This is a genomic window from Clostridium tarantellae (assembly GCF_009295725.1).
Lineage (GTDB): Bacteria > Bacillota > Clostridia > Clostridiales > Clostridiaceae > Sarcina > Sarcina tarantellae.
In genome coordinates, this window is the sequence record NZ_WHJC01000062.1 from 1 (window position 1) to 14796 (window position 14796).

General features: G+C 26.5%; 12 protein-coding genes and 1 pseudogene. 7 read left to right on the forward strand and 6 right to left on the reverse strand.

Annotated elements, in window-relative coordinates:
• Window positions 1-226: 226 nt before the first annotated feature.
• From GBZ86_RS06305 to GBZ86_RS06325, 5 genes and pseudogenes are all read left to right on the forward strand, one after another.
• The gene (locus GBZ86_RS06305; RefSeq protein WP_152888833.1) at window positions 227-643 is read left to right on the forward strand and encodes a hypothetical protein; all 417 of its coding nucleotides are present in this window, start codon (window positions 227-229) and stop codon (window positions 641-643) included.
• A gap of 1 nt (window position 644) precedes the next feature.
• Entirely contained in the window at window positions 645-842 is a 198-nt protein-coding gene (locus GBZ86_RS06310) for a hypothetical protein (RefSeq protein ID WP_152888834.1), read from the forward strand.
• Window positions 806-1099 carry a zinc ribbon domain-containing protein gene (locus tag GBZ86_RS06315; protein WP_152888835.1) on the forward strand — a complete coding sequence of 98 codons (294 nt, stop codon included), beginning with the start codon at window positions 806-808 and terminating at the stop codon, window positions 1097-1099. The genes GBZ86_RS06310 and GBZ86_RS06315 overlap by 37 nt, the downstream gene beginning before the upstream one ends.
• Window positions 1100-1356: 257 nt before the next feature.
• Window positions 1357-1878, forward strand: a pseudogene (locus GBZ86_RS06320) (AAA family ATPase); the annotation flags it as partial.
• A 358-nt stretch (window positions 1879-2236) separates the two neighbouring features.
• A complete protein-coding gene (locus tag GBZ86_RS06325) occupies window positions 2237-3829 on the forward strand; it encodes a peptide chain release factor 3 (RefSeq protein WP_327444339.1) in 1593 nt (530 codons plus the stop codon).
• Window positions 3830-3916: 87 nt separating this feature from the next.
• Here GBZ86_RS06325 and GBZ86_RS06330 read toward each other — a convergent pair whose 3' ends face one another.
• The 3 genes from GBZ86_RS06330 to GBZ86_RS06340 form a co-directional block, all read right to left on the reverse strand.
• A complete protein-coding gene (locus GBZ86_RS06330; protein WP_152888837.1) occupies window positions 3917-5644 on the reverse strand; it encodes a phospho-sugar mutase in 1728 nt (575 codons plus the stop codon).
• A 178-nt stretch (window positions 5645-5822) separates the two neighbouring features.
• On the reverse strand, window positions 5823-6806 hold the full coding sequence (gene galU, locus GBZ86_RS06335) for a UTP--glucose-1-phosphate uridylyltransferase GalU (RefSeq protein WP_327444341.1): 984 nt from the start codon (window positions 6804-6806) through the stop codon (window positions 5823-5825).
• Between the two features lie 281 nt (window positions 6807-7087).
• Window positions 7088-7912 carry a Cof-type HAD-IIB family hydrolase gene (locus tag GBZ86_RS06340; protein ID WP_152888838.1) on the reverse strand — a complete coding sequence of 275 codons (825 nt, stop codon included), beginning with the start codon at window positions 7910-7912 and terminating at the stop codon, window positions 7088-7090.
• 159 nt (window positions 7913-8071) lie between these two features.
• On the opposite strand from GBZ86_RS06340, the gene GBZ86_RS06345 reads away from it, so the two are divergent.
• On the forward strand, window positions 8072-8272 hold the full coding sequence (locus tag GBZ86_RS06345) for a hypothetical protein (protein ID WP_152888839.1): 201 nt from the start codon (window positions 8072-8074) through the stop codon (window positions 8270-8272).
• A 139-nt stretch (window positions 8273-8411) separates the two neighbouring features.
• Here the strand turns inward: GBZ86_RS06345 and GBZ86_RS06350 are convergent, their stop codons facing one another.
• The 3 genes from GBZ86_RS06350 to GBZ86_RS06360 form a co-directional block, all read right to left on the reverse strand.
• Entirely contained in the window at window positions 8412-9713 is a 1302-nt protein-coding gene (locus GBZ86_RS06350; protein WP_422678911.1) for a M18 family aminopeptidase, read from the reverse strand.
• A gap of 347 nt (window positions 9714-10060) precedes the next feature.
• Window positions 10061-11170 (reverse strand): N-acetylmuramoyl-L-alanine amidase, encoded by a 1110-nt coding sequence (locus tag GBZ86_RS06355; protein WP_152888843.1) that lies wholly within the window; start codon window positions 11168-11170, stop codon window positions 10061-10063.
• A gap of 12 nt (window positions 11171-11182) precedes the next feature.
• The gene (locus tag GBZ86_RS06360; RefSeq protein WP_152888845.1) at window positions 11183-13276 is read right to left on the reverse strand and encodes an N-acetylmuramoyl-L-alanine amidase; all 2094 of its coding nucleotides are present in this window, start codon (window positions 13274-13276) and stop codon (window positions 11183-11185) included.
• A gap of 309 nt (window positions 13277-13585) precedes the next feature.
• Here GBZ86_RS06360 and GBZ86_RS06365 point away from each other — a divergent pair, with 309 nt between their 5' ends.
• Window positions 13586-14767 carry a cation diffusion facilitator family transporter gene (locus tag GBZ86_RS06365; protein WP_152888847.1) on the forward strand — a complete coding sequence of 394 codons (1182 nt, stop codon included), beginning with the start codon at window positions 13586-13588 and terminating at the stop codon, window positions 14765-14767.
• Window positions 14768-14796: the final 29 nt, after the last annotated feature.

Below are 14796 nucleotides of genomic sequence, written 5' to 3' on the forward strand. Positions count from 1 at the left end.
ATGAAAGTATAAGAAGTTCATAAGAGAACTGACTAGGAGTAATGAACCTAGTTGAACATTCTAAAAATGTATAAAAGGAAAACTTAGATAATTTAAACAACTGTATTTGAAAATTTTATATAGCGAGATTAATACCTTACAAACAATTTATATTTTTATGTGAAAATAGTATTAATAAAATGGAAATACTAAGTGCATAATAAATATATAAAGTGAGGTGAAAGTAGTGACAACTATTATTAAAACAGTAAAGCAATACTCATATCAATTAGACAAGGATGTTATAAAAGAATTGCTGTTTATAGCGAATGAATATAAGACTGTTAAGAACTATGTTTATTCTAGATATAGTGGTATTAATAGTATTTCACTACTAGGCAAAGATAGAAAAATAAGGGATGAATGGGTGAAATCAAAGTTTGCAGAGCAATGGAAGCTTCCGGCTAGATATTGGAAATTAGCTCTAAATGAAGCTTTTGGAAACATTAAATCCCAATGGAGTAATATAAAAAATAAAATTAAAAATAAAATTAAAAATGCAATTAATAACAATGGAAATTTATCGGCTAATGATAAACATTATATTAATTACATTTTAAAAGCTACTAGTCTTTATCATAAAGTATTGATACAACTTAGGTAATATGAAATATAATAATAATAAAAGAAAGCATGACCAAAGGGTTAAATCCTATATAAATCATTTAATAAAAAGTGAAAAACCTAAAAAGATAGTTATGGAAAATTTAGATTTTGTTAAATGGCAGGATAGATATCCTAAATCTGTTAAGAGAAAATTATCAAGATGGATAAATTATCAAGATGGATTAAAGGATATATAAGAGAGAGATTAGAATATAAGTGTGATTTTAATAGTATAACCTACAGATATATAAATCCTGCTTATACAAGTAAGATATGTAATATATGTGGAGGAGTTGGCAATAGAAATGGAGATATTTTCAAATGTAGTAAATGTGGAAAATTTCATTCAGATATAAATGCTAGTAAAAATATATTAAATAGAAAATATGATAAAGAAATACCTTTATATACTCCTTATAAAAAAGTTAAAGAAATATTAATAAATAGATTATAAATGGAATATTTAATCACAAATATAAGTATCTCATAGCAATATGAAGCTTATATTTTACAGGAAACTGGGGTTAAATAAAATCCTTTTAATATAAAATTTTCAAATACGGTTGTAGGATAGTTTAGTTTGTAATATTTAGGATTTAGTTAAATATTATGAATTTTACGAACTGGTACATCCAAGGCTTAAATGCTATCTTATGATAGTAAAAGTGCGAATTATCTAAATGAGTATATTTTAGTACATTTTTAGAACCAGCTGTAACTGAATATAGTACAGAATACTTAAGAGAAAAAGGCATGATTGAAACTATTTCTGAGCAATATGGTATATATTTAGGACAACTTCAATTAGAAAATTCTTTAAATGATTTTGATTATGCTTTAACAGATTATGCTACTTTTGTTCCTTATATATATGGTAGATTCATGTTAGGAAATAAAAAAAGAACGCAAAAAGAAATTGAAATTCTTAAGGATTTATATCATTTAGCTTTAAGAGATTTACAAAAATATGATTACATATTCTTTGTTCCAAGACAATTTGGATATTCTAAAGATGGAGTTAGATGGCAGTATGAAGATATGGCAAAAGCTGTAGATGGAGCTATTATTCAATTTTTAGATAGCGAAAATGTTAAATATTCTATAATTGAAGGCTCTACTAAGGAAAGAAGTGATAAAATTCTTTCTATAACTGGTTTAAAGGATATTAAAGTAGATCCTATAAGTGTAGAATCTATAACTGAAGATTTTGAAATTAAAACAATAGAAGGTTAAAATATTAAAAGTAGAAATGAGTTTAGTTCTCTTTCTACTTTTTATTTTTAAAAATTAACTAGCACAAGACGTTATGCTTATAACTTTACACAAAATTATTATTAAATTTTATCTTTATATGATATAATAATTTAGGTTATTACAAAAGTATTATAAATTAAATAATATAGCTATTTTAGCTATACTAAAAATATGATAAAAATACATTTAAAAACAAGCTACTTTTTATTTTGTTTTAGCTTAACTTATATTAGTTACTAATCTTCTATTTTAAAGTTATTTTTTGTATGATTTTAAAAGAAAATAATATTAGTTAAAAAGTAGATTTTACATAACATAAATTTAAGGAGGAAATTTTGTGAGCGATTTAATTAAAGAAATAGAAAAAAGAAGAACCTTTGCCATCATCTCTCACCCTGATGCTGGTAAAACTACTCTTACTGAGAAATTCTTATTATACGGTGGTGCAATAAGAATGGCTGGTTCTGTTAAGGCAAGAAAGGCTTCTACTCATGCTGTTTCAGACTGGATGGAAATTGAAAAACAAAGAGGTATTTCTGTTACTTCTTCTGTTATGCAGTTTAACTATGATGGATACTGTATAAACATATTAGATACTCCTGGTCACCAAGACTTCTCAGAGGATACATACAGAACTCTTATGGCTGCTGACTCAGCAGTAATGGTTATTGATGGAGCTAAAGGAGTTGAGGATCAAACTAGAAAGCTATTCCATGTTTGTTCTTTAAGAGAAATTCCAATATTCACCTTTATAAATAAGATGGATAGAGAGACTAAAGATCCATTCCAACTTTTAGAAGATATTGAAAGTGAACTTGGAATTAAATCTTATCCAATGAATTGGCCAATAGGTACTGGTAAAGAATTTAAAGGTATCTATGAGCGTTCTTCAAATAAAGTTTATGTATTCCAAGGAGGAAATCACGGACAAAGTGAAGTTGAAACTTTTGTGGGTGATTTAGAATCACCTGAAATAAGAGAACTTTTAGGTTCAGCTCTTTATGAAAAATTAATGGAAGATGTAGAACTTTTAGATATAGCTGGTGATGAATTTAATCTAGAAAAGGTTAGAGCGGGAGAGCTTTCACCAGTATTCTTTGGATCAGCTTTAACAAACTTTGGTGTTGAGCCATTTTTAAAAGATTTCTTACATTTAACATCTTCACCATTATCAAGAAATTCAAGCATAGGTGAAATAAACACTTTTGAAGAACCCTTCTCAGCTTTTGTATTTAAAATACAAGCTAATATGAATAAAGCTCATAGAGATAGACTTGCATTTATGAGGATTTGTTCTGGTAAATTTGAAAAAGGTATGGAAGTTCACCATGTTCAAGGTGGAAAAAAAGTTAAACTTGCTCAGCCACAACAATTTTTAGCACAGGATAGAGAAATGGTTGAAGAAGCTTATGCTGGAGATATTATTGGAGTATTTGATCCAGGTATATTCTCCATTGGAGACACTTTATGTGTAAATTCAAAGAAATTTAAATTTGAAGGTATTCCAACCTTTGCTCCTGAACACTTTGCTAGAGTTAAACCTGTAGATACAATGAAGAGAAAACAATTTATCAAAGGTGTTACTCAAATAGCTCAAGAAGGTGCTATTCAGGTATTTAAAGAACTTCATATTGGAATGGAAGAAATTATAGTTGGAGTTGTTGGTGTACTTCAGTTTGAAGTTTTAGAATATAGACTTAAAAATGAATATAATGTAGATATTAAAATGGATAGACTTGCTTATAGATATGTACGTTGGATAGAAAATGAAGATGTGGATGTAGACAAATTAAATCTTACTTCAGATACTAAGAAAGTTAAAGACTTTAAAGATAGAAATCTTCTTATATTCCAAAATGATTGGGGTATTAGCTGGGCTTTAGATCATAATAATGGTTTAATCCTATCTGGCGTAGGTAAAGCTGACTAATAATTAAAATTTTATTTAAATTTAATATAATAAACCATTGATGCTAAATCTTCATCAATGGTTTATTATTTTCTATTTTAATACTAATTATGGATTTACTATTTTTCTAACTTCCTTCTTAAAATTTTCCATTTTATCTAATGAATCTTTTAAAGAATTCCCTTTAACAGCTAAATAAATCTTCATTTTAGGCTCTGTTCCAGAAGGTCTTACTACAAACCATGAATCATCTTCTAAAATATATTTTAATACATTTGATACTGGTAATTCTATTTTTGATTTTTCTCCTGTTACATGATTAACCTCTATGCTATTTCTATAGTCAAAGGACTTAACTACCTTAACACCATTTAATTCTACTGGTGAATTATCTCTTAACCCATCTATACAAAGAGCTATTTTTTCTTGCCCTTCTTTTCCCGCAAGCTCTATTGATATTAATTCTTCCTTAAAGAATCCATACTCATTATATAAATCTATTAATGCTTCATATAATGTCTTTCCATTTTCTTTGTAATATAAAGTCATTTCTGCTATTAACATAGAAGCAACCACTGCATCCTTATCTCTTACATCCGTACCTGCTAAATATCCATAACTTTCTTCAAATCCAAATAAATATTCTTTAGCACCTGTTTCTTTAAATTCTCTAATTTTTTCACCTATATACTTAAATCCTGTTAAAGTATCTATTAATTCTATACCATATTTTTCAGTTATTTTTCTAACTGATTCAGTTGTAACTATAGTTTTTATAACAACTCCATTACTTGGTAACTTATTAAGTTCTTTTAATGATGATATTATATAATGAGTTAAAAGCATTCCTGTTTGATTTCCTGTAAGTACTTTATAATCTCCATTATTATCTTTCACAACCACACCAATTCTATCACAGTCTGGATCTGTTCCAAAAATTATATCTGGATTAACTTCTTTAGCCATTTCTAAAGCTAATTTAAATACCTTTGGGTCTTCTGGATTTGGATATGGTGCTGTTGGAAAGTTTCCATCTGGTAGTTCTTGTTCTTTAACTACATGAACTTTATTATAACCTAATTCCTTTAATATTCTTCTAACTGGTAAATTTCCTGAACCATGTATTGGGGTATAAATTATTTTTAAATCTTTAGCATGTTTTTCTACTAATTCTTTTCTTATAGTAACTTTTTTAAGAGTTTCTATGTATGCCTTGTCTATATCTTCACCTATATAAATTAAAAGACCTTTTTCTAAAGCTTCTTCTTCATCCATAGTTTTTATATTTTTATAATCCGTAATATTATTAACATAAGTTATTATTTCTTTAGCTGGTGCATCTGTAACTTGGCAACCATCTTCTCCATATACTTTATATCCATTATATTGCTTTGGATTATGAGAAGCAGTTATTACAATTCCCCCTTTGCACTTTAGCTCTCTTACTGCAAAAGAAAGTTCTGGTGTAGGTCTTAAACTTTCAAATAAATAAACTTTAATTCCATTAGCACCTAATGTTAAAGCTGCTGCTTTAGCAAATTCTTTTGACATATTTCTTGAATCATAAGCAATTGCTACAGCTTTATCTCCTTTATATTCATTATTTAAGTAGTTTGCAAACCCTTGTGTTGCCTTTCCTACTGTATATACATTTATTCTATTAGTTCCAGCACCAATTTCACCTCTTAATCCACCAGTACCAAAATCTAATTCTTTATAAAATCTATCCTCTATTTCCTTTTCATCCTTAATAGATTTTAATTCATCTTTTATTTCATTAGAAATAACATCTAAATCTAACCATTCATTGTACTTTTCTACGTAGTTCTTTTTCATAAGTTTAATTCCTTTCATAATACACAGTTTAATTTTACTCTATACTAATTTATAATTATATATTTAATATTTATTTAAACATTATAATAAGAACCATTGAAAAATCCTTACTTACTAATGTATAAAAATTCAATTTAATAATTTCAATAGTCCTTACCATTAACTTTAAGTAATATTATTATTTTTTTATAATTTCTTCTGCTACTTTAATTTCTTCAATTATAGCAGGTTTAGATACCAACTTTTTATCTTTTTTATCTTTTTTTTCCTTCTTATATACTTTTTCATCTTCATTTACTATATGCTTTAAATAGCTTAAAAAATCTTCTTTTAATTCAGGTCTTTTTAAAGCATATTCAATAGTAGCCTCTAAAAATCCTTGTTTATCTCCTACATCATATCTTCTTCCTTTAAAGTCATAAGCATACATAGCTTCATTTTCCATAAGCTTAATTAAAGCATCTGTAAGTTGAATTTCTCCACCTTTTCCTGGCTTTGTATTTTCTAAAACTTCAAAAATTTGAGGTGTTACTATATATCTTCCTAAGATTGCCACATTAGAAGGTGCTTCTTCAATAGATGGTTTCTCCACTAACCCCTTAACTTTATATACACTACCTTCAATATGAAGACCGTTTACTATTCCATATTTACATACATCTTTTTTTGGAACAGTTTGTACTCCTAAGATACTTGTTTTATATTCATTAAAGCATTCAATTAATTGTTTTAAACAAGGATCCTCATTGTTATAAACCACATCATCTCCTAAAAGTATTGCAAAAGGTTCATTTCCAACGAAAGTCTTAGCACAACTAATAGCGTGACCTAATCCTTTTGGCTCTTTTTGTCTTATGTAGTGTATATCAACCATATCTGAAATATCTCTAACAAGTTCTAAAAGCTGGCTTTTTCCACTTTTTTCAAGTTCCATTTCAAGCTCAACAGATTTATCAAAATGATCCTCTATACACTTTTTACTTCTTCCTGTAATTATAAGAATTTCTTCTATTCCTGAAGCTATAGCTTCTTCTATAATATATTGTATAGTAGGTTTATCTACAATTGGTAACATCTCTTTAGGTTGTGCTTTTGTAGCAGGTAAAAATCTAGTTCCTAACCCCGCTGCTGGTATTATTGCTTTTCTAATTTTCTTTTGCACGTTTTATCTCTCCTTAACTATAAATTAAATGTTTTCTTATTATTTATAACACTCTATTTTAATATATTAAAAATATTCAATATTATTACTTTAATAATATAAATGCTTTTCTTTTTCAATAAAAAGTTAACGATTCCATTATATAAAAATTTAAATCTTAAAACATTTAACTTTAATTATTATTAATATCTTTTGTATAGCTTTTCCATGTATTATTGTAAAGCATAACAAGTAAAAATAAAAGAACTTTTTATTTGTTATGCTTTTTTATAATTTATTTATTATAAAGCAAATTTTTCAATTGCTTTAGCAACTCCATTTTCATTATTAGTTGATGTAATATATTTAGCCTTTTCTTTTATAAGTTCAAAACCATTTCCCATAGCTACTCCAACCCCAGCATACTCAATCATACTTAAATCATTCTCACTATCTCCTATACACATTATTTCTTCTCTTTTTATTCCTAATTCTTCAGCTAATGCTTTAACTGCATTACCTTTAGATGCCCCTTTAGCCATTACTTCAAAATTATTGTGAGAAGAACTTACTACTTCAATTTCCTTAATTTTTTTCAATTCAATTTTTGCATTATTTAATTCTTCTATTTTATTATCTTCTATACATATGGCCTTTAGAATTTCACCATCATGTTCTTTAAATATATCCTCAAACTTTATATTATCTAAAAGCTCTATTTTTTCTCCTTTTGGTAAAGATTTATTCATTTTTCTGTATGTATGATTTTCTGGTATTGCAAACTCAGAAAATACTGTATTAAAAAGATTAAAGTAAGCACGTAAATTATATTTTTGAACTACATCTTTTATTTGTTCTAATTGATTTTTATTTAAAGCTGCTTTAAATATGATTTTATCCTCATCTTTTTCTTTCACAAAAGCACCATTTGAAGAAATAACTGCCGTTTTACTTCCTATTAAATTAGAAAAATATTTAGCTGATGTAAATAATCTTCCTGTAGTTACTGAAACATGAACACCTTTTTCTATAGCTTTTTTTATAGCGTTTTTATTTATTTCACTTATTTCATGATTATCATTTAAAAGAGTACCATCCATATCTATACATATTAATTTTATTGCCATTTTAATTCAATCCTTTCTAATTTTTATGTCATATTTAAATTATACCATCTTATAAACTTATTATTAGATATAACTTTTCCAAAAATACGTTTATATTACTGGCATAAGATTTTTTTTATGTGGCAACATAATTATATAAAAAAGAAAGGAGGTTACACATTGAAAAAGAATAAAACTCAATATCCTCCAAAGGATAGAGAAATGTTGGTGCCGGATAAAGAAGATTTAATTTCTAGAGCACCAGCTGGCGGAGAACCATCAACTTTACCAGATCATACTAAGGACGATATAGTGTGCAACAATATAGAAACTTCCGAATTTACTTACATTAAACCACTAGATAGTGAAGATACTATTTAGTTTATTAACTGCCTATGTATTAAATTTAAGCCAAATAAAATTTAAAAATGCCATAAAAGTTTTATAAATATTTAAATATCTTTTTTAAAAATTAAGCACTGAGCTAGGCCACCCCTCTCTCAGTGCTTTTTTTATTTTTTTATAATTTATAAAATTCTTCGAAAGATTTAATACAATCACAATGATCTTTAACAGTTCCAAGCTCTCTTATAGAGTGCATTGCTAATATAGGCGTTCCTATATCAACTGATCTTATTGGAAGATGAGTTGATGATATAGGTCCTATAGTAGAACCCCCTCTTAAATCTGATCTGTTAACAAATTTTTGTACATTAACTCCTGCTCTTCTACAAATGGCTTCATAAACAGCTGAAGAATCACTATCACTTGTATAACTTTGAGAAGCAGCTATTTTTATAACTGGTCCTCCATTTAAAACAGGTCTTACAGTAGGATCATGCATTTCTCCTTTATTTGGATGCACAGCATGAGCTAAATCTGCTGAAATCATGAAAGATTCCGCTAATGCTCTAAAGAAATCTTCTCTATTTTTTCCTAATGCAATATTTATTCTTTCTAAGACTATAGATAAAAAGTTAGAATCTCCTCCTTGTTTAGTTGAGCTACCAACCTCTTCATTATCAAAACACATCATAATATTAGTTGCTAAATTTGCTTCTGTATCTATTAAAGCTTTTATACCTGCATGTACCATTGCAAGATTATCTAATCTACCTGCTGATATAAATTCATTATTTAATCCCATTAAACAACCTTTTTCAAACTCATATGGACATAACTCAAAATCTAATATATTTGTTCTTTCGCATCCTAATTCTTGTGCTAATAGATTTAGTAAATAATTATTTTTTTCTAAAGTTTCTTTTACTAAAGCTAATAAAGGAAGTGTATCTTTTTGTCTATCTATCTTTACTCCCTCATTAATTTCTCTATTCATATGTATAGCTAAATTAGGAATTATTAAAATAGGTTTTTTTATATTTATAAATTTATTTATAGGTTTTAATGGATTATCACTTAATAAAGTAACTCTTCCTGCTAATGCTAATGGTCTATCAAACCAAGTATTTAATATTGGTCCCCCATAAACTTCAGTATTTAATTTAATGTATGTATTTTCTACTGTTATATCAGAATTAGGCTTAATTCTAAATCCTGGTGAATCTGTATGTGCACCTATAATTTTAAATCCATACTCTGATAAATCCCCTGAACCTATTTGGAAAGCTACTATAGCACTATTATTTTTAGTAACAAAGTATTTTCCTTTAGGCTCTAAATGCCATTTTTCATTTTCTTTTAATTCCTTAAATCCTTTAAGCTCTAAAATTTCCTCAATATTTTCAACTGCTTGAAACGCTGTTGGGCTATTATATAAGAAATCTATTAATCCTTGTGCAATTACTTTTTCCATAACTATCCTACTCCAATCTTTATATAAAAAATGGATAAACTACTTATAACTTTAATTAAAGTTATTTATAAATACTAAAATTATATATTGTTTCTAAATATATAATTAAAATCATAATGTAATTTATCTACAAATATACATTGAAAAAATTCACTTACCAATTTACTAAATATATAATTTTTATAACTAATATTCAATTAATATATGAATGTACTTTAAAATATAGAGGGAGCTAAAAGTATGAATTTTTTAACCCATACTTAAAAGCTCTCATAAGAATCGTCTAACATCCTATTTCTACTTTACCACAAAAAGGCTAAGTATTAAAATACTATTTTAGATAATTTTAGCACTTATTGTACTTTTATATATTTTGAACTTACATATCCTTGCTTTTCTTTATTATTGTTTAAAAATAATATGTTATACCACCCGTCACTTTCACCAAGTATTTTAACTTCAGTATTAGCTTTAAGTTTTCCTATAACTAAACAATTAGTTCCTTTTCCCTTTCTTACTTGCAATACACTGTTTACTCCAACTACTTTTCCTTTTCTATAAGTTACTTCTTCATATTTCTCTTCTTTTAAATCTTCAACTTTGCTTTCATCATTGCTATAATTTATGTCTATATAATCATTTTTTATAAATCCAGTAACACCTGAAGGTGTTGTAACATTAGCCCATCCATTTTCTATATAATTTACTAATATGTCTTCCTCATTATTCATTTTCCCTATAATATCTGTATTAATAGAAGGACCTTTTCTTAAATTAATCATGCTTTTTACATTAATCACTTTACCCCATTTATTCATTTGTTCTATATTATAATCAGGCTTTTTATCTGTTTTTTCTAATCCTATTTGAGATTGAAAATAACTCCATAATTCTGGTCTATCCTCCATCATCATTTTAGGACAAATTTTACCACTACAATCATGGTGTCTTACTACATTTTCTGGTGGAATATTATATTTACTCATTAATTGCTTTGTTAAATTTATTCCAAGTTCTAAAGTTTTATCAAAATCATTATCTTTATTTACACATAACTCTATAGCAATAGTATTATCATTATTTATTTTAGAATTATTACCATCACCTATATGCCAACCCTTCCAATTCTCCTCTAAAGCTTGAACAACAGAATCTTCGTCCACTACATAATGAGCTGAAGCTTTTGCATCCTTATGATTAGCAAAATAATTTCTATTTGCTATAGCATCTGCACCTGTATTTCTATTATCTGTATCATGAATCACTATATAAGTTGGATTGATTTTTTCACCTTTAGAATAGTTTCTATCTATTAACTCTTTATCTACAGAAACTCCTAATATATTAGATATATTACTCTCATTTGCTAATACCTTTGTATTTCCTAAAATACTAATTGCAAATAAAATTATTAATACAATGTTATACACCTTTAAATTTCTTCTCAATACCCTTAAATTCACTATTACACTCCTTTATTTAACTTTTATATAATCATTTTTTACAAATCCTTCTTTTTCTCCAGAAATAGTATTAAAGATTATATTATACCATCCATTATTTTCTGATTTTATTTTAACTTCAGCACTAGGTAGTAAATATGCTTTTACTAAATAATTACACCCTGGTCCTTTTCTAACATTTAAGTTACTTTTCACATTTATAACTGTTCCTAATTTATAAGAATTTGATGAAACATTAAGTTTTTCTTCATTAACTTTTATATAACGTTTTGCTACATATCCTTCTTTTCCATCAAATCTTATTTTGTACCACTCACCTGTATTTTCTAAAATCTCGACTTTTTTATTTCTTATTAAGGAATCTATTATACCGTAATTTGTTCCTGCCCCACTTCTTACATTTAATGATGAGGATACTATTACAGTTCCTATTTCATTAACTGCTTTAGGTTTTTCTTCATTAGAAGGTTTTGTTTCTTTGTTTGAAGAATTATTAGATATAACTTTTATATATTTCATTGAAACGTATCCTTCTTCTCCATTAACTCTAATCTTGTACCAATTTTCATTTTCTCCTAATATCTCTACTTCCTTATTATTAGGTAAATAGTTTATTACTGAATAATTAATTCCAGGACCTTTTCTTAAATTTAAGGATGATGATACAACTACTATTCCTTTTTTATTATTTTTTTCTATTTTAGGACTTGTATTATTATCCTTGACACTTTTTTTATTTTTTAGTACCTTAACATAATCTTTTTTTACAAATCCTTTTTCATTTTTTCCAAAGGTAATATTATACCATCCATTCTCTTCATAATTTATATATATTTTTTCATTATTTCTTAAAGAAGAAGTAATTGAATTATTTATAGATGCACCAGATCTAACATTTAATGAAGTACTAATTCCACAAACTTGTCCTTCTTTATTTATTGCATTATTATGTTGAATACTTTCTTTGTTATCCCCATTATTTCTCTTAATAACTTTTATATAATTCTTACTTACATAGCCATATTTTCTATTTCCATCTTTTAAATAATCAATTTTATACCACCCATTACTTTCTCCATAGATATTTACATATTGATCATTAGTTAAATGTGAAATAACAGAAGCGTCTAAATTTGCTCCTGCTCTAACATTTAAAGTTGATGATATATTTATTACATTACCTGTAGCTATAGAGCTACTGGTGGCACTGGGTATGGGATCTGAACTTCCACTAACTCTAGCTTTAAAATAAGGCCATAAATCAGGTCTATCCTCCATCATCATTTTAGGACAAATTTTACCACTACAATCATGATGTCGTACTACATGAGAAGCTGGTATATTGTATTTCTTCATTAAGTATTTTGTAAGAGCTATACCATTTTCTAAAGTTCTATTAAAATCATTTCCTCTATTTACACATAACTCAATTCCTATCGTATTTGAATTTGAAATGTTTGGATTATGACCATCTCCTATATGCCACCCTCTCCAATTGTCTTCTAAAGCTTGTACTACATTACCTTGATCTACTATGTAATGAGTTGATGCTTTTGCTTCTGGATGATTTGCAAAGTAACCTCTATTAGCTATAGCATTAGCACCTCTGTCTCTATTATCTGTATCATGTATGACTATGTATTTAGGAACTATATGTACACCTTTTGAATAATTTCTACTAATAAGTTGTTTGTTTATTTTAATACCATTTATTGTAGTTGCTTCACATTTTACTACTTTTTCTTTAAGTTCTTCTTTTTTTTGTTCTTTTTTAGGTTGTTCCTTTTTTTCTATTTCTTTTTTACAAACTTCTTTTTTATTAGGGACTTTTTTTTCTAATTTATTATCTTTACTTACAATATTGTTATTAACTTTTTCTTCAACTTTATTTTTTTGCAAGTTTTCTTTATTTTTTTCTTTAATTATTTTTTTATCTGTTTTTTCTACTTTAGATATATTTTCAGCTTTATTCTCCTTTCTTTTTATACTATTTTGATCTTTGCACATTTCCTTTGTAGTTGCTAAAACTTTTTGTCCCCCTAATAAGGCTAAATTAGCAGTAATACATCCTGCTAATAAAATCTTATTTATTTTCTTTCTTTTCATTAGTATATCCTCCATTTATTCTATATAATTTATCAACATTTCCCATGATAAATCTACCTTATTATAGCATTATTTACCTGTATATTTAAAATTAATTATTCCAATAATTTTCCTTTTAATAACTTAATTTTGATTTTATAAATTTATCCTAAAATAATAAAAATCATTTTTAGTTTGTAAAATTTTACTTATTATTTAAAATTTTTATTGTAATAACTAAAGGCATTAAATATAATAAAAATAATGTGTAAACTTATTTGAAAAAAAATATATACTAATTACTAGTATTAATGATTGGAGAGTTGTTAATTGATTTCAAAATTGCTAGTAAAAACCTTTATTCCAAATTATCAAAATGTAAAGGATGAAAAAGTTAGAAGTTCTTATGGTTATTTAGCAGGTATTATAGGAATATTAATAAATTTATTACTTTTTATTGTTAAAATTTCAGTAGGTTTTATTTCTGCAAGTATTGCTATTACTGCTGATGCTTTTAATAATTTATCTGATGCAGCATCATCTATTATAACCATTATAGGTTTTAAATTAGCTAAAATGCCTGCTGATAAAGAACATCCTTTTGGACACGGTAGAATTGAATATATTTCTGCTTTAATAGTTGCATTTTTAGTTATGATGGTAGGATTTCAATTTGTTAAATCTTCTTTTGAAAGAATATTTAATCCTAATGTAATAAAATTTGAAACCATACCTTTTATTCTTTTATTAATATCTATCTTTTTTAAATTTTGGCTTAGTAAATTTAACAAATATATGGGACAAAAAATAGATTCTTCTGCACTTAAAGCTTCTTCTGTAGATGCTTTAGGAGATGTATTTACTTCAAGCTGTGTTGTAATCTCTTTCTTAGCTGCAAAGTTTACTACCTTACCTATAGATGGATACATTGGTTTGCTTGTTTCTCTTGCTATTTTATATGCTGGCTTTTCTTTAATAAAAGAAACTATAAGTCCTTTACTTGGAGAAGCACCTGATCCTGAATTATCTAAATCTATAATAGAAGGAGTTTTATCTTATGATCATATAATAGGAGTTCATGATTTAATAATTCATAATTATGGTGTAGGTAAATGTATGGCATCCATACATGCAGAAATTCCTTCTGATATAAACATAATGAAAATACATGATATTATCGATACCGCCGAAAGAGAAATTTCTGAAAAATTAAAAATATATCTAGTTATACACATGGACCCTATATGTATTGAAACAGAAGAAATTAAAATAGCTCGTATAGAAATTGAAAAAATAATTAAATATAATCCTTTAATTAAATCAATGCACGACTTTAGAGTTATTGGAGAAGGTGAAAAGAAAAATCTTATTTTTGATATAGTTGTTGATTCTAATCAACTTAATAAAGTTATGACTGCCGAAGAATTAAAGGAAAATATTTCTTTAACCATTAAAGATATGCATCCTTTTTACAATTGTATAATTACTGTAGATAATGATTTTATGAGTTAATAAACTTATTTTAAAAATAAGTTTATAAC